The organism is Colwellia sp. BRX8-5 (assembly GCF_014077325.1).
Lineage (GTDB): Bacteria > Pseudomonadota > Gammaproteobacteria > Enterobacterales > Alteromonadaceae > Colwellia_A.
This window is the reverse complement of sequence record NZ_JACGVR010000023.1, coordinates 38313-58415: the sequence shown is the minus strand read 5'-3', so window position 1 is coordinate 58415 and position 20103 is coordinate 38313. Positions and strand designations below refer to the sequence as shown.

The window sequence follows — 20103 nt, the reverse complement described above, 5'->3', positions numbered from 1 at the left end:
GTAAAGCAAATGCCCAAGCTTGTTTGAATAGCGCGTAAACATAGCTACATTCAAAAACAGCAAGAAAAATACAGCTACCTTGGGGGAGAAGTAAAGCTTGCCTGAAATTCATTCATTTAATCAACATCTATAAAAATCGATATACAAAGACTTACAAGATGAAGTACATGCCTTGTTGCTGACCAATGGATAGCGGTGTTTCAGTGCCTTATTATTGTGCAGCATTATCATGGGTGGCATAGTAATTACTGCGGAAAGTAATTATGGGTGGCATAGTAATTTCTTCAGTGCCGTTTCAAGGTCGCGAGCGACTTGCTGAGAAGCCGCAGAATCAAAGGATTTCAGCCATGAGAATTCATCGGATTTTTAAATCTCGAATCAAACCAGCCATTTCAGGGTAAAACAAAAAAGATTTATCATAGCGATATCGACGTATATTTTCAGATAACAACAAATTCCACAGCCCACGAGCATATGAGCCAAACTCTACGAGTTTAACTTCTTGGTCTACTGTTGGCTTGATCCGATAATTGTATCTGAGTGCCCTTTTCATATACTGTATAGCGTACTGTACAAGCAGATGTTGTCAAGAAATTATCGATTCATCTCGGCAGAGTTTTCTCGACGGTGCTGATAAAAAGCCACTCAAATGAGTGGCTTTATCTGACTATATTTATAACTACTATATTTATAACAAAAATAACGCATTAAAATATGAGTTAGTTCAAACTACCACTAGGCAAACGCACGGAGTTGACGATAGTCAATGAGTGCTTCTAACAACGTGGTAGGAAGAAATAAACATGCTTTAGCTAGGTTATTAAACTAGCCTACTGTCTAAATCAGTTATCCCTAAAAATAAAAAACCACTCAAATGAGTGGTTTTTTATGACTATATTTATAACTACTATATTTATAACTAAAATAACTCATTAAAATATGAGTTAGTTCAAACTACCACTAGGCAGACGCACGGAGTTGACGATAGTCAATGAGTACTTCTAACAACGTGGTAGGAAGAAATAAACATAGTTTAATCGTTATTGGCCTTTAACTTCTGACAGGCCATTAAATATAGCTTTATCACCAAGGTACTCTTCAATACGTAGTAATTGGTTGTACTTAGAAACACGGTCTGAACGACAAAGTGAACCAGTTTTAATTTGGCCTGCCGCTGTACCTACCGCTAAATCAGCAATCGTTGCATCTTCAGTTTCGCCTGAACGATGAGAAATAACGGCAGTAAAACCAGCATCTTTCGCCATTTTAATCGCCGCTAATGTTTCAGTTAAGGTACCAATTTGGTTAAACTTAATTAAAATTGAGTTGCCAATACCTTGTTCAATACCACGTGCTAAGATTTTAGTATTCGTTACAAATAAATCATCGCCAACAATTTGTATTTTATCGCCCAATAATTTTGTTTGGTAAGCAAAACCATCCCAATCAGACTCGTCCAAGCCGTCTTCAATAGAAACGATAGGATATTCTTCACATAACGTTGCTAAGAAATCAGAGAATTCGTTAGCTGTAAATTGCTTGCCTTCGCCTTTCAGGTCGTAAATGCCTTTCTCGCTATCATAAAATTCTGAAGCAGCACAATCCATCGCTAACGTAATGTCTTTACCTAATTCATAACCGGCAGCAGAAACTGCTTCCTTAATAACGGCTAAGGCGTCAGCATTCGAGGCTAAATCAGGTGCAAAACCACCTTCATCACCAACGGCAGTATTTAAACCTTTTGCTGATAATACTTTTTTCAAGGCATGAAATATTTCAGCGCCCATACGTAATGCTTCACTGAAGCTTTTAGCACTCACCGGTTGGATCATGAACTCTTGAATATCAACATTATTGTCTGCATGTTCACCGCCATTGATAATATTCATCATAGGTAAAGGTAATGAGTATTGACCCGGTGTTCCGTTTAAATCAGCGATATGTTCAAACAATTGTACTTTCTTTTCCATTGCGGCTGCTTTTGCATTTGCTAATGAAACCGCTAAAATAGCATTGGCACCAAATTTTTCTTTATTTTCAGTACCGTCTAAGTCGATCATGATTTGATCAATAGTGGCTTGTTCTAAAGCACTTTGTCCGATCAATGCCGCCTGGATGTCATTGTTTATCGCCGCAACCGCTTTTAATACGCCTTTACCTAAATAACGAGACTTATCACCATCACGTAACTCTAACGCTTCACGTGAACCGGTTGATGCGCCAGAGGGTGCAGCAGCACGGCCCCAAGCACCCGATGCTAAAAAAACGTCAGCTTCAACGGTTGGGTTACCACGAGAGTCCATAATTTCACGGGCGATAATTTTACTGATATTCGACATTATAATTCCTTTAAATTGAGTGCACTACAGCGAATGAACCGCTATTAAGTTGGTAATAGTTTTTAGTTTACATTTTACTGATAAAACATTTTGCCATAAATAATTATGCCAGAAAGCAAAACCGCAGCACTATGCTACGGTTTTATTAATTTTCAGGTTTAACTTGATTGCTGTTTTTGATGCTCAAATGAAGCAGCAATAAAGCTTTCAAACAATGGGTGTCCATCACGTGGAGTTGAATTAAACTCAGGATGAAACTGCCCAGCAATAAACCAAGGATGATCCGGTATTTCAATCATCTCAACTAATGTTTTATCCGTAGATAACCCCGAGAACACCAAACCAGCTTTGCTAATTTGCTCACGGTAGTTATTATTTACCTCATAACGATGACGGTGTCTCTCATAAATTGTTTCACTGCCATATACGTCATATGCCTTGGTACCTTTCACAAGGTGGCACAATTGTGAACCTAAACGCATCGTGCCGCCTAAGTCTGAATTTTCATGACGGTATTCAACTTGGCCTTCTTCATCTAACCATTCATTAATTAAACCAACCACTGGATGTGGGGTTTCAGGGTTAAATTCGGTGCTATGAGCGTCAGTAAGACCAGCAACATTGCGGGCATAATCAATAAGCGCCACTTGCATACCTAAACAAATACCTAAATAAGGCACTTTGTTTTCACGGGCATATTTCGCCGCTAAAATTTTTCCTTCAACGCCACGAATACCAAAACCACCTGGCACTAATATCGCATCAACGGTTCCTAAAACATCAGTTCCTTTGCTCTCAAGATCTTGTGAGTCAATGTATTTAATGTTTACCGTTACTTGGTTTTTCAAGCCGGCATGTTTTAATGCTTCGTTAACAGATTTATACGCGTCTGGTAATTCGATATATTTACCTACCATGCCTATGGTAACTTCACCAAAAGGGTTAGCTTCTTGATAGAGTACTTTTTCCCATTCACTTAAATCGGCTGCAGGTACATCAAGACCAAAACGTTTAACCACTAATTCATCTATACCTTGGGCTTTAAGTAACGCCGGAATCTTATAAATGCTATCAACGTCACGCATTGATAAAACCGCTTTTTCAGCAACATTGGTAAACAAAGATATTTTTGCTCGCTCATTAGCAGGCACAGTGCGTTCACTTCGACACACTAAAATATCAGGGACGATACCGATTGAGCGTAGCTCTTTCACTGAATGTTGAGTTGGTTTTGTTTTAATTTCGCCGGCTGTTTTAATATAAGGCACTAACGTTAGATGCATATACATCGCACGTTCACGTCCTAATTCGGTACCTAACTGGCGGATAGCTTCTAAGAAAGGTTGTGATTCAATATCACCAACCGTGCCGCCAATCTCAACCATAGCAACGTCATAACCTTCAGCACCCTCAATAACGCGACGCTTAATGTCGTTAGTAATATGAGGAATAACTTGAATAGTGGCACCTAAAAACTCACCTTTGCGCTCACGTGCAAGAATATCTTGATATATTCTGCCGGTGGTGAAGTTATTAAGCTTGGTCATTTTGGTACGAATAAATCGTTCATAATGCCCTAAATCCAAATCAGTTTCCGCACCGTCTTCGGTAACAAACACTTCACCATGTTGAATAGGACTCATCGTACCCGGGTCAACATTAATATAAGGGTCAAGTTTTAACATTGTGACTTTTAAGCCGCGTGCTTCAAGAATTGCAGCAAGAGAAGCCGCGGCAATACCTTTACCAAGAGACGATACAACGCCGCCGGTTACAAAAATATATCTAGTTGTCATGTGATACCAAAAGTCAGAGTGAGCAGGAATTTTGTGTGTTTTACTTAAGTTGTTTTGCTGGCTTATTACACGAATTAATGAGCGAATAATGAGGTAAGTTTAGTCATGATTTTGAAAAACGCACCAACCTAGCAGGACGGGAAAACATTATACTTAAAACTAGCTACCACGACAATATGATCTACCGATCAATTTCTGTTATTTTGACAAAAATATTTAATCACTGTGTTTATTTTATCGATAAAAAGCTAACATATTGTTTTAATTCACCCTAGGCATTGGATACCCTTTATGACTTCATCTCGTTTAACCGCCGTACTTTGTGCTATCGATAAAATAAATAGTGAAGATCCCAATCAAACACTTGTTAATGGGCATCCTCAAGCCAATGAATTACTTTATGGTCAATACATGACCTCTTGTCTTGAGCAGTATTTTCCTCAGTCAAATGAATTATTACAAATAGCTGTGCGGGCACAGCATATTAAACGCTGGGACTTAAAGCGTACCGAATTTGATGAAGGCAAAGCTGGCTATTATCAGTGGCGGATTTCCCAAGGAAAGTTCCACGCTGAGCTCACTAAGTCATTAATGTTAGAAAATGATTATTCTGCGCATGAGGCTGAATTGACCGCTTGTATTTTAAGAAAAGAACAGCTCAAAACAAATGCCAACACGCAAACGTTAGAGGATGTCGCTTGCTTAGTCTTTTTACAATATTACTTTGACGCTTTTGCCGCTAAATATACCGAAGCAGACAACGAAGCTAAAATCATAAGGATAGTAAAGAAAACTTGGGGAAAAATGTCAGCGCGTGGCCACGAAATAGCACTTTCATTAACACTACCTAACCATTTAGCGACCTTAGTGGGTAAAGCACTCGCTGATTAATAATTAACAGTTAAGTTTGCTGTTCCTCTGCTGAAAGAGGTAAACGCCATAGAAAAATAAAGGGCCCTGCAACTAAAACGATGACCAACACTCGCAGTAGGTTATTGTCTAATTGATAGCAAGAACCCATGGTGGCTAAGATAATAGTACTTAAAGCGATTGTTTTAGCCCTTTTAGGAATACTGCCTGATGTTTGCCAATGGTAAATCAAGGGGCCAAAAACTTTATGTCTAAGTAATATTTTATTCATACGTGGCGAAGACTTAGCAAAACAACTCGCCGCAACTAACAGAAAAGGTGTGGTAGGAAGAATCGGCAATACCACACCCAGTAGAGCAAGACCTACAAAGAACAAACCAGTAAGTTTTAAGAGCTTCTGTGCTAGCAGTTCGTTCATTCTATTTGCCAATCATTATAGATAAAGTCAACTGAGGATAATAACTGCTGTAGCTCTCCTGACAAACGCATTTCATTAACAATTACACTAAGTGCTTTATTAAGACTTTGTCCTTTCTCTGTCTTAGGAAAAACCGTTTTAACTTCAAACTTTTTATAAAGTTGACGTTTAACAGCAGCTAACAACGGCAAATTTTCACGTAAAAGAGGATCGGTGGAAGAATCAGCAAAAATATAACCGTCGGTCATTTTATGCTGCACTTTCTTTAAACTACAAAGGATACAACTAGAACCCATCTTTAATTCACTAAAAAAAGGCAGGTGAGCAGCATCAGTTTCAATCTTATAATTTACCAGTTTAGTGAGATCAACAAACCTATCTTTATGGGTATAAAGTACAAAGTTGACATGAAAAATAGTTTCGTCTGAATAAATAAAGTTATCTTGAGGCGAATTCTCAGCTTTGGGCTTAATAAAGGGTAAATGAAAATCAACTTGATTAGTAATAACATAATAGATAGAACGCGAAAAAGGCACTATCTGAATTTCTATATTTTGGTCTAGTTTCTTGGCAAGCACTTTAACAAAATCGACCAAAACTCCTTCATCTTTACTTACCGCATGAACTGGCATTTGAGGAATACTGACACGTAATATATCTGTCGCAATACTGGTATTACAGTAAAACAACACACTTAAAAGGCAAATAAACTTAATAAACACACGATTGGAAATCACTAATAACTATCCTTAACTGCTATGAATTAAGCATAATATATTTTATCTAATAAAAAAATATTTTTTAAGCACTTTAAATTTCACTGATTTATAACAAGGTTATCTTTGCTCAACAGCGAGGTATTATCGATAACACTCCTAACGATGAGGGGGGTTATCGATGGTTTTTGTCACGCAACGAGACCTAGTATAATTATTGATAGGTCTCGCTATAAAACAGCAACCGCTATTATCGCTCGGTATTCCAACTAAATAAGTAAGAGCCTAACGCTAAAAAAATAGTACTCATAATCAAAAGTGCGCTCAGGTGATAACTGATATCAGCTAGGGTTGCACCTTCGGTGATCACTTTTCTCGCTCCAGCCACTAAATGAGTTAAAGGTAAAAAGTCAGCAAAAACTTTTACCGCATTGGGTGCACCTTCTAAACTAAACCAAACACCTGATAACAACATCATTGGCCATGAGGTCAAATTAAGTAAACCGCCAATAAGCTCTTCACTCTTACTTCTGCTCGCGACCAGCAAACCTAAAGATATTAAGCTAATAGCACCTAAAACTGCGATGATAAATAGATCAAAATAGCTGCCCAGCATGTAAAAATCAAAAAAGAAATTACAGCCAATATAAACAACACTCGACATAAACATCACAATAAAGATACGTGACACTAATTGTGCTGATACAAATTCAAACGCTGAAAGCGGTGTCGCTTTTAAACGTTTTAATACCGCATTTTTCCGATAACGTACTATCACGTAGCCAACACCAAATAGGCAACTAAACATCATGTTCATTCCAAGGATCCCAGGCAGAACCCAGTCGACATAACGAATTTTCTTCCCATAGGTTTCTAAGCGTTGAAAGTTATTGTGTTGTCCTAAAAAGATTTTTTCAACCAGGTAACTGTTTGGCGAACCTTGGTTAACCCAATAGCTTTTTTGGCTAAAGTCGACTAAAAAATCAATAGCATGCTGTTCTAATTTTACGGTTGCTAACGCCTTATCTTGATAATCGATAAAGTCAACGTAACGTGTTTCCATAAAACTCGATTGAACGGTTTTACTGTCGATAACCCCCACTTTATAAACGGCTTTTCCGTCACCAGAAAAAACAAAAGATAAACCCGCTAACATGAGAATAGGGAAAAATAAATTCCACCCTAACGATGAACGATCGCGAAAAAATTCAATATTACGGGCTTTGACTACCGCAAAAAAACGTTTGAAATTCATATATTTTACTCTCTCAACGAATGGCCGGTTAATTTTAGAAAAAGGTCATCAAGATTTGGAGACTTTACTTGTAAACCTTCTAATGGAATTTTCTCAGCAATTAACAAGCTAATAGTTTCTTCCACATGTTGCGTCGTTATTTCGACCCGCTCGTGTTCGATAGTCCACTGATGTTTTTCAATTAATGGCTGCGGTACTTGCTCTTGAGGTAAATAAATAAAAACCTCTTGAAAATGCTTGGCAAGTAATCGATTAGGTGTGCCACTTTCAATAATTTTACCATTGTCCATAATAACTACTTCATCACAAAGTTGTTCCGCTTCGTCCATGTAATGAGTGGTTAAAATAACCGTCTTATTTTGGGCTTTAATATTTTTTATTAATTGCCAAAAATTACGTCTCGCCTGTGGATCAAGCCCAGTGGTGGGTTCATCAAGAAAAATAATATCGGGGTCATTAATTAACGCCAGTGCTAATAATAACCGTTGGCGCTGTCCACCCGACAACAAACGATTATCTCTCTCTAAAAAATCTTTTAAGCCACAGAGCTCAATTAATTGCTGATGAGGTACGGTGTTGTCATAAAATGCAGTGAATAAATTTAAGGTCTCTTGTACCGTTAAAAAATCTTGCAAAGCAGTACTTTGAAATTGAATGCCAATTTGATGACTTATATCCTTACCTATGCTTTTTCCTGAGTAAAGCACTTCACCACTGGTCGCTGGAATTATCCCTTCCATTATTTCAATGGTCGTCGTTTTTCCTGCACCATTTGGTCCTAACAGACCAAAACAGTGTCCTTTAGTAATGGTGAAACTAATATCATCAACCGCTTGCACGCCTTTATAACTTTTAACTAAATGATTAACTTCAATAACATCGTTTTTTGTTTGACCAACCCGTTGCTGACTCTGTGTCATAACTTTCCTAATAATACCTAATGCTTGCTCATTATTGTAATGGGATCTGTGTAAAGATCACATCACTAAAAACAATAAAATACCGCCACAATGCAAATGATAATAATTATCATTTGCATTGTGGCAACTATTACATTAAATTAAATCTAACGTTATCGACAAAGCAAAGGAGTTTCATCATGGGTGCGCAACAATATTCTATCAATAGAAAAAATATTCAAGACAATTATCACCACATACACACTGAAAAGGCAAAAGTTGAATTACCCATCATATTATTAGAAAAGTTAATCTTGTCTGGCGCTTTGCCCGGTAATGAGTGCAGGTGCTTAGATGATGCTGCGCGTAAAACATTGTGGCAATCACTCTTACTAAGCAGCTTACAGGGAGAGCAATCAAGATGCCGTTAACTTATTCCGCGGGTTCTCACAAAGATAGTATTCATTGCGCTATTGCATATTCAAGTGAGCTTTATCAAATAGAAGATTGGTTGAGCGTATTAACCAAAACTTATGCGCAGCATCCCAGTAATGAATTAGCAAAGGTGATCAGCTATTATTTAACTCGCCTTATCAAACATGACGACTTCACCGCTTTCGCCAGTCAGCCTTGCCATTATTTTACTATGCTTAAATTTTGGCAACAACAGATTGAATAGCTATTGCGCTTGAGCCTGCGCAATGTAGTCAATTAATGCCTGATTTAGCATTTTTTTACCGGTTAACTGATGATTCTTACATACTTCATCAACGGGCTTTTTCTGTAAAATACGCTCGATTAACACGAGTATACTTGCTTGATAATTTTCTTTACAGTGTAAAAGACACCAATAATGTAACGCTTTTACGCAATGACTAAACTGGCGTTTTTGTTGAATAAAATCGCTAATGCTGCTCAGCTGATGGGCGCTTAACTGCGGTAAACTTTTATCAGGGCAATGATGTAATATTTGCCACACTAACTTAGGCGATAAACCTTTGTATTCATCGGTGAGTAAATAATCGAATGAACTATAAAATTCACTGGCAATTTTTCGTTCAAAAAATTGCCCCCGGTCGCTCATTGCAGAAACCACCAGCGCGGAATGCTCACCACTGGCTTGGTCTTTAGTAAAACCTATTCGAGCAATTTGATAATCAGCATCTTGCCAAAACTTAAGTAACTGCGCATTGGCACCAAAACTCGCGCCAATAAAATCAACTTGCTGCTTTTTTGCAAAATTTTCTAGCGCTTTAACAAAACAACGGCCAAAACCATACCCTTGATATTGTGGATGAATAGCTATGCGTAAAACCCGCAAATATTGATAACTAAAACTTTCACTAAAACCACAATGAGTTAATAAAGATTGGGGAATAAACTGATTTTTTAGTCGACGTTGATTTGTTGCTATCGCTTGAATATCGGCTGTTTTATTACACCCTTCTTCAAGAAGTAAGGCAACACCGACAATATCATCACCTAATTTGGCGACAAATAATTGTAGCGCTTTATTATCAAGTAATAGCGTAATATCGTTCGGTGACGTTTGGTAATGAGCGGTGACCAGCACAGCAAAAACTTGCTTTAATAAGGCCGTGTCTTCAATCAACGACGTTGATGACACTTGGCTAAAAGATAACGATTCTTTAGCCAACTGCACTGTTGATGATTGGCTTAAGGTTGCTTTATTCAAAGAAATTTCGGTTACAGGCTGAGTTAGTAACGGCAATTCTGTTAACTTGGCGTTGAGTAAACAACTTTCAAAAACAAAGACTTCTAACGGATCGTCTTGACGCCAGCGAATAGGCTGATGCATATGAAAGCTTCGCCACTGCGGCACTTGCTTTGTTAACGCTTGTTGAAACTTTACCGTAAAGCCGCGCCCTGCTCCTTCATAACCATGAACCGTACTTGAAAAAACAACACGAGAAAAAAGAGCCGTTAAACTTGTTAATAAAGGCACCGGAATGGCAGCTGCCTCGTCAACCAGTAATAGCGAAATATTCAATGGATCATCGCGGCGAATAAGTTGATCGACCGCAACAAAAGTTATCGAACCCAAGGGGTGAACCAAAGCGGTTTTGCTGGTATTAGCATAGTCAAATTTTTCGCCAAGTGCCGCTAATGAACAAGCAAGTTGGCGGTAAAAAACCGATAAAGAACGAACATGGGGTGCGGTAATAACTATATTAATTTTTTCATGGCCCATAGCGGTGTTATTTGCAATGAGCTCAACACAAGCAATAGCAAGCGCTGATGATTTTCCACGACCACGATCAGCGGTTAACACTAATGGGCGGTTTCGATGACCTCGGCTGACCTTAATAATATGTTCAACAGCTATTTGTTGTTCTTTGGTTTTACATTGATATAAAAAATCACTAGAGACGGTCGATATTACTGGTGCTATACCATCTAACAACGGAAACGTTTGCTCGTCACTTTGTGTAATCGTAATTAAGGCTTTATTGTCGAGTAGTTGTCGATAAAAATACTTAAGTGAAGCTTTCTTTGTTTGCTCAATCGCTTGTATTAATGGTTTTTCAAGCCATAAACACATAACACCGCCAGCGACTAGCGTGCCAGAGAGCGCCGCAAAAGCATCCAAATTGATACTATTAAGCGCAGAACAGTCGCTATTTTCAACACCTGAAAATAATATTCGACTATGCTCACTACCGAGTTGCTGAGCAAAGTGTTTGTTGTTGATCGTAGCAGAAATTTCGGGGTGGTGACTAAACACCAGCCAAGCGTCTTTACTCTGGTTTTGTTCATTAAGTTGCAGTAACTGTTTGACCCAGCAAGCATCACCGACCAGTAACACCAGTTGTCGCTGAAATTTGGTCAAAGCCTGACATTGCATTTCTTCAAGCCATTCGACGAAATTACGGTTAGACATAAGCAGGCGCTAAATTCAGTAAAACTAAAGTGAAAGCAGTTTATCAATGTGCTCCCGCAATTCAAATAGTTTATTTTTATCTGCGGTTATTTACTAAAAATAATGGCATTAATAGTAGGCGATTAAGCTAATTTATTGAAATTTTCTCAGTTGTTGCCTATCTTGAAATTAATCCTTATTAATAAAAACACTTAACCGTGAGAAAAACACGATAATGGCAGATGAATATAAAGCAAATGACGAGTCTGATAACTACGACAAAGATCTCGCCACCGGTAAAAAAGCAGATAAAAATAGCAAGGTGCGTAAACGTATCGATGATTTGCTTGAAAAAAAACGCCTTCGTGAAGCATTAGACTTCAGTGATGATTGGGAAATATAGTCATCACTGCATTAACTTTTGATTGCATTAAGCCGATAATCTCTTATTGTCAGATAAAACATTCATGCTACTATCTAACGAACCTATTCTCCCTACATCATTTAAATTTACCGTTATGACATTATTTGAAAAATTACGCTGCTTATTAACATTTGGTCAAGGTGTTGCCTTACCACTGCCCGATATTTCTGAACAAACAACACCCATCGAATTGTTTGGCCAATGGTTTGATGACGCAAAAAAATCAGGCATTTTATTACCTGAAGCTATGTCTGTCAGCAGTTGCGATCAAAACGGTCAACCTAGCTCACGTATGGTGTTGTTAAAAGAGTTTAATGACGATGGTTTCGTTTTTTATACTAATTACGCCAGCCGAAAAAGCCAAGATTTAAACGAGAATAATAAGATAGCCTTATTATTTCATTGGAATGTACTGCAACGCCAAGTCAGGATAGAAGGCAGAGTAGAAAAAGTAACGCCTGAACAATCAGAACAGTATTTTCATAGCAGAGACCGCGGTAGCCAAATTGGCGCATGGGCGTCAAAGCAAAGCTCACCACTGGCGAGTAAAGAAGCATTAAAGCAGAGCGAAGCTTATTACACTAAAAAGTTTGCTGGCCAAGAAGTTCCCTTACCTGAATTTTGGGGTGGTTGGCGAATAAAACCTCATTATCTTGAATTTTGGCAAGGTCGAGCTAATCGTTTACATGACCGTATTTGCTTTGAACCAGAGCAAAATCAAGATGACAAAAAGGTACTATGGCATCAATTTAAATTGAATCCTTAATGGCTATATTTAAACATTCAAACAGTATTTATAAGATGTCTATTTCAAACAACATATCAGTGTTATATAAAGTTGTCGGTGTTGCTGTTTTGTGTGCTTTATTTAGCGTTAAATCATTAGCCAACCCTACTAATATTTTAGTTGGGTTGGAGCCATTTCCTCCTTTAGTAAACGAAGACGGCAGTGGTTTTGTTATTGATATGCTTAATGGCCTGCAAGAAAATTCGACACTAACGTTTAATTATCAAATAATGACCTATGCTCGGGCGAAGCTGGAATTAAAAAGTTACCGTATCGACATGGTAGGTTTAACGCCTAAAGATAGTGAAACAGAAAGCTTTTACCAATACGCACAAGAGTTATCTTGGCACTTTGACACTACCGTTGATCTTTATTCAACATCCCCCGCTAACTTTGACATCAAAAATTTGCCCGAAGGGAGCATTGGTACGCTAATTGGTAATGCTGATTTTTTCGCTGAATTAGCGCAAGTTCCCAGAGAAAAGTTTGTTGAAGTAAGCAGTTTAGCGCAATTAATTATGATGATGGCACGCGGGAGACTTAAAGTGATACTTTTCGAGCGGGTTGCTATGATGTCAACGATTAAAGAATTACAAGACGACCTCTCCACCAAAGTTCCAACAGAATTCAACTCCCCAGAAAGCCCACAAAAAATTTATTATCAAAAGTTTAAAGTTATTGCAGCAAGTCTTGCTGTTGCAAACGATGCAGTAGGAGCAAAGCTAAAAAAACAATTAGATGCCTTGCTGTCTGACGATACCGCTCACTACTTTAAAAAAATAGCTCCTTACGCCCAATTGCCTGATAACGGTATAATTGAGTAAAAGATAGCTAAGCTAGCAAAGATGTCATTTGTTGTCGTACCTGGGCATTAGCGCAGCTAAAATGAAAAAAAACGGGAAGCAAAGCTTCCCGTTTTTGTTAGTTAACGCGTTAAGCGTACCGCAATTCCTATCCCACTAATGCCAGTAAGATACCTGCCGCAACCGCTGAACCAAGCACACCAGCAACGTTAGGCCCCATCGCATGCATTAATAAGAAGTTGTGTGGATTAGCTTCCAGACCCACTTTATTAGCAACACGTGCCGCCATAGGTACTGCTGAAACACCGGCAGCGCCAATGAGAGGATTAATAGGTGTTGATGAAAGTTTATTCATTAACTTAGCCATTAATACCCCAGAAGCAGTACCAATTGAGAATGCCACGGCACCTAAACCTAAAATACCTAAGGTTTCTATATTCAAAAAGGCTTCGGCACTTAATTTAGAGCCAACCCCTAAACCTAAGAATATGGTGGTGATATTAATTAACTCGTTCTGCGCTGTTGAGCTTAATCGTTCAACCACACCACATTCACGCATCAAATTACCCAAACAGAACATGCCAACTAAAGGTGTTGCTGATGGCAAAAAGAAAATAGTCATCATGAGAACACCTAACGGGAATACTATTTTTTCAATTTTTGTTACTGGGCGTAATTGCTCCATTTCAATTTTACGTTCAGCATCAGTGGTTAATGCGCGCATAATAGGTGGCTGAATAATTGGCACTAAAGCCATGTAAGAATAAGCAGCAACAGCAATAGCACCTAATAATTCTGGCGCTAGTTTTGATGCTAAAAATATCGCTGTCGGACCATCTGCACCACCAATAATAGCAATAGCTGATGCATCTTTAAGCGTAAATTCAATACCCGGTATTGCGTTTAAAGCAATAGCACCAAATAAGGTGGCAAAGATACCGAATTGGGCAGCAGCACCAAGCAATAAGGTTTTAGGGTTAGCGATTAATGCGCCAAAGTCGGTCATTGCACCCACCCCCATAAAGATAATCAACGGGAATATCCCCGTATCAATACCCGCATAGTAGATGAAATGTAATAAACCACCAACTTCTGAAAATCCAGCTAATGGTATATTGGTTAATATCGCACCAAAGCCCATAGGTAATAACAATAACGGTTCAAAGTTACGTGCTATTGCAAGATAAAGTAGCAAACAGCCAACTATCATCATGATCACCTGACCTGACTCGAAGTTAGCTAAGCCAGTAGACAACCAAAGTTTATTTAACGAATCCATTATTATCTATCCTAAACTCAATAAAGCTTGACCAACAGTTACAGAATCGCCTTCTTTAATATCCACTGAAGTGACGGTACCTGAGTTAACTGCACGAATTTCAGTTTCCATTTTCATTGCTTCCATAATGATAACAACTTCACCGGCTGCAACTTCATCACCTTCATTAACTAACACTTTAAATATATTGCCAGCAAGTGGTGCATTTAACGCTTCAGAAGTTGATGAGGACGGTTTTGATGACTGACTGCTACTAGGCTGAGTAATTTGGCTAATATCCCCTCCAGGGCCTACAACGACGTCAAACACCTGACCATCAACACTAACGGCATAACTTTCTGGCGCAGTTGAACTTTTAGCGGGTGCAGAGGCTGCTACCGCATCTTCAATCGTAGGCACAGGTTCAAATGCATCCGGGTTATTTCTATTTTCTAGAAATTTCAGTCCTATTTGCGGGAACAATGCATACGTTAAAACGTCATCAATCACTTCATCGGCTAAATCAATCTGTTTCTCTTTAGCAAGTTCTTCTAATTCTGCAGTAAGATTATCAAGTTCAGGTTTAATTAAATCAGCAGGACGACAAGTTATCGCTTCAGCGCCATCTAAAACACGCGCTTGCAATTCGGCATTAACTTTATCGGCAGTTGCGCCATATTCACCCTTTAAAACACCGGCTGTTTCTTTAGTGATTGACTTATAACGCTCACCCGTCAATACATTTAATACCGCTTGCGTACCAACAATTTGCGAGGTTGGTGTCACTAATGGGATATAACCTAAATCTTTTCTTACTTTTGGAATTTCAATTAATACTTCATCAAGCTTGTCTGCAGCGCCTTGTTCTCTTAACTGCATTTCCATATTTGTTAACATGCCGCCAGGAACTTGTGCAAGTAAAATACGCGCATCGATACCTTTTAAGCTACCTTCAAATTTGGCATACTTTTTACGAACTTCACGAAAGTAAGTGGCAACTTCAGCAAGCTTAACCATGTCTAAACCGGTATCTCGTTTGGTACCTTCAACTATCGAAACAATCGTTTCTGTCGGTGAATGACCATAAGTCATACTCATTGAAGAAATAGACGTATCGATAACATCTACATCGGCATCAATAGCCTTCATGTGAGTAGCAATACTTAAACCTGTGGTCGCATGACAATGTAAAGCAATAGGTAAAGAGACCGTTTCTTTTAGACGACCAATCAATTCTTCAGCGTCGTAAGGTTTTAATAGACCAGACATGTCTTTGATACATAAAGAATGCGCGCCCATATCTTCAATCTGCTTAGCCATCGTCAGCCAACCTTCAAGAGTATGCACTGGACTCTCGGTATAGCTTAATGTGCCTTGCGCATGAGCGCCGACTTTTACTGCTGATTTAATCGCTGTTTGTAAATTACGTACATCATTCATTGCATCAAAAATGCGAAACACGTCAATACCGTTAACATGAGCACGTTCAACAAACTTCTCGACCACATCATCAGCATAATGACGGTAACCTAAAATATTCTGACCGCGAAATAACATTTGTTGTTTAGTTTTTGGCATCGCTTTTTTTAATGCGCGCAAACGTTCCCAAGGATCTTCACCTAAATAGCGAATACAAGAGTCAAACGTAGCACCACCCCAAGACTCGATTGACCAAAAACCAATTTCATCAAGTTTTGGCGCAATGGGTAACATATCCTCAAGGCGTAAACGAGTGGCGAGCAATGATTGATGACCATCTCTTAAAACAACTTCAGTGATACCTAATGGCTTTGTCATGAGTTTATTCCTATTTAGTTTTATGGTTGCTTAAGGGTTGATTATGTTGTTTTCGGTATTGCGATACAGCAGAAGTAATTGCTGCCACCACTTTAGGTGAAACACCATCAACATTTTGTTTTGTTTTTTGATTTGAGCGGGTAGATCTTGTTTGGATAACGGCATCTGGAAATTTGATGGCGAGGCGTTTTAAAACGACATTAATAAAAACAATCATTAATCCCAAAAAGATAAAAACGAAGACCATGCCAGCAAACATTAACGTGCCTGCTTCTACAAATAATTGGTTTAGGTGTTCCATGAAAAGTCTCATTCAAACAAAAAGTTTTATTAGAATAATCACTCCAATGCCTAAAAAGCAAACTAATTATTGCAGTTTCATAAAAATAATTTCGTGTCAATCTAGATTAGAGTAAATATTCAGTATTTTTAGCGTTTTATTAAGAAAAAACTGTATATTTACCATATTGTATACAATATAGTATTCTTATATTGCTGAGCTAGCGAGATAAAAACCAGTATAATATACAATATACATATAGCTTTCGTTTATTCTAAATATGTGCATAAATATATAAAGGGGGTTTAATTAACAAATAATCAACTGCTTTAGCATGTGTATTGAATAGCTATTTTGAACAAAGTAAACATAAGAGACCCCAGCCAAAAACCCTGAATGCCACCCATAACCCTGAACACATATCCGTCATCCTGAACTTGTTTCAGGACCTGTACTTAGAACCAAAAAAACAGATACTGAAATAAATTCAGCATGACGACAAGAGTGTTAAGCGAGCACTGTTACCCTTAACAACCACCGTAGTCCTAAACACAACACCATCATATTGAACACGACACCGTCATCCTGAACTCGTTTCAGGATCTGTACTTAGAACCAAAAACACAGATACTGAAATGAATTCAGCATGACGACAAGAGCGTAAAGCGAACACAGTTATCCTAAACACAAAGCCGTCATATTGCACACGACACCGTCATCCTGAACTTGTTTCAGGATCTGTACTTAGAACCAAAAAAACAGATACTGAAATGAATTCAGCATGACGACAAGAGTGTTAAGCGAACACCGTCATCTTGCTCACAAAGCCTTGCCCTGAACACAACACCTTCATCCTGAACACATCTCCGTCATCCTGAACTTGTTTCAGGATCTGTACTTAGAACCAAAAACACAGATACTGAAATAAATTCAGCATGACGACAAGAGTGTTAAGCGAGCACTGTCATCCTGAATAATCTCCGTCATTCTGAACACAACACCGTCATATTGAACACATCTCCGTCATCCTGAACTTGTTTCAGGATCTGTACTTAGAACAAAAAGCAGATACTGAAACAAGTTCAGCATGACGACAAGAGCGTAAAGCAAGCACCGTCATCTTGCTCACAAAGCCTTACCCTGAACACAACTCCGTCATCCTGAACTTGTTTCAGGATCTGTACTTAGAACAAAAAGCAGATACTGAAATGAATTCAGCATGACGACAAGAGAAATCAATTCAGCATGATTAAAATTGTGCTAATAATTATAATTCGGTCTATTTTTCATCGTAAGTTTAGTTGTTTTCTTGTCTAACGCCAAAAATAAAACCTTTATAATTCATTCAATTTTTTAGCAAGTTTGGTCGCTTGTTTACAAACTAAACTATAAATAGAAAGTTGCGGGTTAGTACCAATAGATGTAGGAAAAACAGAACCATCAAATACCCATAAATTATCTAAATAATGGTACTTACAATCACTATCAACTAAGCATAGTGCTTTGTTTTCACCCATCGCTAAGCCTCCCATAACGTGAGCGCTACCAATTAAGTTGTTACTGACTTTATGCTCAAGTTCATTAAAACCGGCTTTAAAAGACTCAAAGCTTTCAAACCATTGTCCGTGTTGATGTGCGGGGCGAACTCTTTTAGCACCAGCAGCAAACTGTACTTCAGCCATAGATAAATAAGCGCGTTTAACCCCATCAAATAAATAATCATTCATCGGATAATCAACAATCGGGCTACCGTCATCAGAAAGCGTTATTTCAGCGCCTTCACTATCAGCGTCAAAGCCATCACGTAATAAGGCTAACATTGCATGGGTATTATTCAGCTTTGCCATATCCTCAACATGCTTAGTGCCGTGGCCCATTAACATAATTGATGACATAGCCGGGTGTAATGGCGGTACCTCTAACTTATAACTTAACGGCCCAGTAGCACCATTTTGCCATTGATAATGATCACTATAAATAGTTTGTGGCGCACCATAAAAGGGCGATATTTCTTTATCAAATTGAGCAAAGGAGAAAACAGTTGGATGCAAAAAGGTTCTTTTACCAATACGATTATTCGGATCTGGCGCTTTAGAGCGTAACATCAGTGCTGGGCCGTTAATCGCACCAGCTGCTAAAATAATATAAGGTGCTTTGGCGATGATTTTCTTCGCTGTCTTTTTCTTATTATCATCGAGCGCAAAACATTCTACGGCTGTTATTTTATTATTCTCAATAATTAACCGTTCGACACGAGCTTGATAAAGTAATGTGGCGCCATGTTCAAGCGCATCTGGAATAGTGGTAACTAGCATCGATTGTTTTGCGTTGGTCGGACACCCCATACCGCAGTAACCTAGGTTCCAGCAGCCTTTGACATTGCGCGGAATAACTTTCCATGGAATATTGAGTTGCTCACAACCCTCTTTTAGCACCGCATTATTTTCATTCGCTCCACCTTGCCATGGCGTGACATTTAGGCGCTTTTCCATTTGTTCAAACCAAGGGACCATATCGCTGCTGCTACAGCCTTTTACCTGAAATGTTTTTTGCCAATAATCTAGCGTTGGTGACGGTGTTCTAAAGCTTGAGGTCCAGTTGATTACGGTAGTTCCGCCAACACAGCGCCCTTGCAAGATACCAATGCCACCATCTTTTGTGGCTCGCCCAGCATTTTCTTGATACAAATCGGCATAGGCAGTTCGTTCATCCATTTTAAAGTCACGGGTCGACTTTAATGGCCCTTCTTCTATCATCAACACCTTTAGCCCTGCCTGCGCCAGTATTTCAGCACTTGTGCCTCCACCAGCCCCAGTGCCAATAATAATGACATCGGCACTAATAATATTGGTATCTAGCTGATTAGCATTGACCGTTTGCTTAGTGATCGCTTTATTTGCTGAGTACGGATCGCTAATACCACGAATTTCAGAGACTATTTTCACGTTTTATTCCTGCGATGGATATATTTTGGGAGGGCCTGGGTATCCCGCTTGTAAATAATTTTCTGACTGAGCATACCAACTCATAATAATCAGCTTACCTAAAGAAGCGTAGCCAGTACGTTTTAATGAAAATAGGCTATTTTTCCAACCTTGTAGAAAGCTTTCAATTTCTTTCGCTGGGGTTGCGTTCCAATCACTGGTCGGTGCACCAACAAGATAACGAAATGTCGTCGATGACATTAAATCAAACAGCTGCCGTAATTGCTTTTGGGAGTGTTCACCTAAAGTAATTATTTGTTGGTCAACAGCCATTAATAAGCGCACTCCAGCGTCTTCAGCTAATACACCAGGATAGTTACTCTTTAACATAACAGGGGCAAGCGCTAATAAAAAATCAGCATCAGATGCTTGAAGAAAATCAAATTTTTGTAGGTTTTTTGTACTTGGGTTGGCTAGTGCTATAGCAGACAAGCTACTGCCAACCAACAAGATGGCACTGCCAAGCAGACTAACTTTAAAGAATTCTCTACGACTTGTATTCACACAGCCACCAAAATTATAAAAGATAATACCAACTGGTATTACCTGTTAATTAATCATCAAAAGATAAAGGATAATAGCGACAAAGTCTAGTG

Annotated in this window: 19 protein-coding genes; 6 read left to right on the top strand and 13 right to left on the bottom strand. The window is 38.7% G+C overall.

Annotation, left to right across the window (positions count from 1 at the left end):
- Positions 1 to 355: 355 nt before the first annotated feature.
- The 3 genes from H4J62_RS14375 to H4J62_RS14365 form a co-directional block, all read right to left on the bottom strand.
- On the bottom strand, positions 356 to 553 hold the full coding sequence (locus tag H4J62_RS14375; RefSeq protein WP_259364816.1) for a helix-turn-helix domain-containing protein: 198 nt from the start codon (positions 551 to 553) through the stop codon (positions 356 to 358).
- 487 nt (positions 554 to 1040) lie between these two features.
- On the bottom strand, positions 1041 to 2339 hold the full coding sequence (gene eno / locus H4J62_RS14370) for a phosphopyruvate hydratase (protein WP_182176046.1): 1299 nt from the start codon (positions 2337 to 2339) through the stop codon (positions 1041 to 1043).
- Positions 2340 to 2497: 158 nt separating this feature from the next.
- Positions 2498 to 4135: a CTP synthase gene (locus H4J62_RS14365; RefSeq protein WP_070374523.1), complete on the bottom strand. Its 1638-nt coding sequence runs from the start codon at positions 4133 to 4135 to the stop codon at positions 2498 to 2500.
- A gap of 291 nt (positions 4136 to 4426) precedes the next feature.
- Between H4J62_RS14365 and H4J62_RS14360 the strand changes: the two genes are divergently transcribed.
- The gene (locus H4J62_RS14360) at positions 4427 to 5026 is read left to right on the top strand and encodes a DUF4202 domain-containing protein (protein WP_182217362.1); all 600 of its coding nucleotides are present in this window, start codon (positions 4427 to 4429) and stop codon (positions 5024 to 5026) included.
- Between the two features lie 10 nt (positions 5027 to 5036).
- Here the strand turns inward: H4J62_RS14360 and H4J62_RS14355 are convergent, their stop codons facing one another.
- The 4 genes from H4J62_RS14355 to H4J62_RS14340 form a co-directional block, all read right to left on the bottom strand.
- Positions 5037 to 5423 (bottom strand): YbaN family protein, encoded by a 387-nt coding sequence (locus H4J62_RS14355; protein WP_182217360.1) that lies wholly within the window; start codon positions 5421 to 5423, stop codon positions 5037 to 5039.
- Positions 5420 to 6160 (bottom strand): transporter substrate-binding domain-containing protein, encoded by a 741-nt coding sequence (locus H4J62_RS14350; protein ID WP_182217359.1) that lies wholly within the window; start codon positions 6158 to 6160, stop codon positions 5420 to 5422. The genes H4J62_RS14355 and H4J62_RS14350 overlap by 4 nt, the downstream gene beginning before the upstream one ends.
- Positions 6161 to 6389: 229 nt before the next feature.
- Positions 6390 to 7394, bottom strand: coding sequence for an ABC transporter permease (locus tag H4J62_RS14345; RefSeq protein WP_182217357.1), 1005 nt, complete (start codon positions 7392 to 7394; stop codon positions 6390 to 6392).
- Positions 7395 to 7399: 5 nt separating this feature from the next.
- Entirely contained in the window at positions 7400 to 8314 is a 915-nt protein-coding gene (locus H4J62_RS14340) for an ABC transporter ATP-binding protein (RefSeq protein ID WP_182217355.1), read from the bottom strand.
- Between the two features lie 179 nt (positions 8315 to 8493).
- Here H4J62_RS14340 and H4J62_RS14335 point away from each other — a divergent pair, with 179 nt between their 5' ends.
- On the top strand, positions 8494 to 8724 hold the full coding sequence (locus tag H4J62_RS14335; RefSeq protein ID WP_182217353.1) for a hypothetical protein: 231 nt from the start codon (positions 8494 to 8496) through the stop codon (positions 8722 to 8724).
- Positions 8715 to 8972, top strand: a complete 258-nt coding sequence (locus tag H4J62_RS14330) for a hypothetical protein (RefSeq protein WP_182217352.1) — start codon at positions 8715 to 8717, stop codon at positions 8970 to 8972. Before H4J62_RS14335 ends, H4J62_RS14330 begins: the two co-directional genes overlap by 10 nt.
- Here the strand turns inward: H4J62_RS14330 and H4J62_RS14325 are convergent, their stop codons facing one another.
- The gene (locus H4J62_RS14325; protein ID WP_182217350.1) at positions 8973 to 11195 is read right to left on the bottom strand and encodes a GNAT family N-acetyltransferase; all 2223 of its coding nucleotides are present in this window, start codon (positions 11193 to 11195) and stop codon (positions 8973 to 8975) included. It lies immediately after the preceding gene.
- Positions 11196 to 11409: 214 nt separating this feature from the next.
- Here H4J62_RS14325 and H4J62_RS14320 point away from each other — a divergent pair, with 214 nt between their 5' ends.
- The 3 genes from H4J62_RS14320 (at position 11410) to H4J62_RS14310 (ending at position 13209) form a co-directional block, all read left to right on the top strand.
- Complete coding sequence (locus tag H4J62_RS14320) at positions 11410 to 11577, top strand: PA3496 family putative envelope integrity protein (RefSeq protein ID WP_157470838.1); 168 nt, start codon at positions 11410 to 11412, stop codon at positions 11575 to 11577.
- Positions 11578 to 11692: 115 nt separating this feature from the next.
- Positions 11693 to 12364: a pyridoxamine 5'-phosphate oxidase gene (gene pdxH, locus H4J62_RS14315; protein ID WP_182217366.1), complete on the top strand. Its 672-nt coding sequence runs from the start codon at positions 11693 to 11695 to the stop codon at positions 12362 to 12364.
- Positions 12364 to 13209: a transporter substrate-binding domain-containing protein gene (locus H4J62_RS14310; protein WP_182217349.1), complete on the top strand. Its 846-nt coding sequence runs from the start codon at positions 12364 to 12366 to the stop codon at positions 13207 to 13209. Before pdxH ends, H4J62_RS14310 begins: the two co-directional genes overlap by 1 nt.
- A 127-nt stretch (positions 13210 to 13336) precedes the next feature.
- On the opposite strand, the gene H4J62_RS14305 is transcribed toward H4J62_RS14310, so the two are convergent.
- The 5 genes from H4J62_RS14305 to H4J62_RS14285 form a co-directional block, all read right to left on the bottom strand.
- The gene (locus tag H4J62_RS14305) at positions 13337 to 14467 is read right to left on the bottom strand and encodes a sodium ion-translocating decarboxylase subunit beta (protein ID WP_182217347.1); all 1131 of its coding nucleotides are present in this window, start codon (positions 14465 to 14467) and stop codon (positions 13337 to 13339) included.
- A gap of 6 nt (positions 14468 to 14473) precedes the next feature.
- Complete coding sequence (gene oadA / locus H4J62_RS14300; protein WP_182217346.1) at positions 14474 to 16243, bottom strand: sodium-extruding oxaloacetate decarboxylase subunit alpha; 1770 nt, start codon at positions 16241 to 16243, stop codon at positions 14474 to 14476.
- A gap of 10 nt (positions 16244 to 16253) precedes the next feature.
- Positions 16254 to 16544: an OadG family transporter subunit gene (locus H4J62_RS14295; RefSeq protein ID WP_182217344.1), complete on the bottom strand. Its 291-nt coding sequence runs from the start codon at positions 16542 to 16544 to the stop codon at positions 16254 to 16256.
- 1313 nt (positions 16545 to 17857) lie between these two features.
- A complete protein-coding gene (locus H4J62_RS14290) occupies positions 17858 to 19468 on the bottom strand; it encodes a GMC family oxidoreductase (protein ID WP_182217342.1) in 1611 nt (536 codons plus the stop codon).
- 3 nt (positions 19469 to 19471) lie between these two features.
- Positions 19472 to 20011 carry a hypothetical protein gene (locus H4J62_RS14285; protein WP_182217340.1) on the bottom strand — a complete coding sequence of 180 codons (540 nt, stop codon included), beginning with the start codon at positions 20009 to 20011 and terminating at the stop codon, positions 19472 to 19474.
- Positions 20012 to 20103 lie beyond the last annotated feature (92 nt).

Excerpts from the sequence above, each read along its gene's own strand:
- H4J62_RS14375 (WP_259364816.1), bottom strand. The coding sequence starts at position 553 with ATGAAAAGGGCACTCAGATACAATTATCGGATCAAGCCAACAGTAGAC.
- eno (WP_182176046.1), bottom strand. The coding sequence starts at position 2,339 with ATGTCGAATATCAGTAAAATTATCGCCCGTGAAATTATGGACTCTCGT.
- H4J62_RS14365 (WP_070374523.1), bottom strand. The coding sequence starts at position 4,135 with ATGACAACTAGATATATTTTTGTAACCGGCGGCGTTGTATCGTCTCTT.
- H4J62_RS14360 (WP_182217362.1), top strand. The coding sequence starts at position 4,427 with ATGACTTCATCTCGTTTAACCGCCGTACTTTGTGCTATCGATAAAATA.
- H4J62_RS14355 (WP_182217360.1), bottom strand. The coding sequence starts at position 5,423 with ATGAACGAACTGCTAGCACAGAAGCTCTTAAAACTTACTGGTTTGTTC.
- H4J62_RS14345 (WP_182217357.1), bottom strand. The coding sequence starts at position 7,394 with ATGAATTTCAAACGTTTTTTTGCGGTAGTCAAAGCCCGTAATATTGAA.
- H4J62_RS14340 (WP_182217355.1), bottom strand. The coding sequence starts at position 8,314 with ATGACACAGAGTCAGCAACGGGTTGGTCAAACAAAAAACGATGTTATT.
- H4J62_RS14335 (WP_182217353.1), top strand. The coding sequence starts at position 8,494 with ATGGGTGCGCAACAATATTCTATCAATAGAAAAAATATTCAAGACAAT.
- H4J62_RS14330 (WP_182217352.1), top strand. The coding sequence starts at position 8,715 with ATGCCGTTAACTTATTCCGCGGGTTCTCACAAAGATAGTATTCATTGC.
- H4J62_RS14325 (WP_182217350.1), bottom strand. The coding sequence starts at position 11,195 with ATGTCTAACCGTAATTTCGTCGAATGGCTTGAAGAAATGCAATGTCAG.
- H4J62_RS14320 (WP_157470838.1), top strand. The coding sequence starts at position 11,410 with ATGGCAGATGAATATAAAGCAAATGACGAGTCTGATAACTACGACAAA.
- pdxH (WP_182217366.1), top strand. The coding sequence starts at position 11,693 with ATGACATTATTTGAAAAATTACGCTGCTTATTAACATTTGGTCAAGGT.
- H4J62_RS14310 (WP_182217349.1), top strand. The coding sequence starts at position 12,364 with ATGGCTATATTTAAACATTCAAACAGTATTTATAAGATGTCTATTTCA.
- H4J62_RS14305 (WP_182217347.1), bottom strand. The coding sequence starts at position 14,467 with ATGGATTCGTTAAATAAACTTTGGTTGTCTACTGGCTTAGCTAACTTC.
- oadA (WP_182217346.1), bottom strand. The coding sequence starts at position 16,243 with ATGACAAAGCCATTAGGTATCACTGAAGTTGTTTTAAGAGATGGTCAT.
- H4J62_RS14295 (WP_182217344.1), bottom strand. The coding sequence starts at position 16,544 with ATGGAACACCTAAACCAATTATTTGTAGAAGCAGGCACGTTAATGTTT.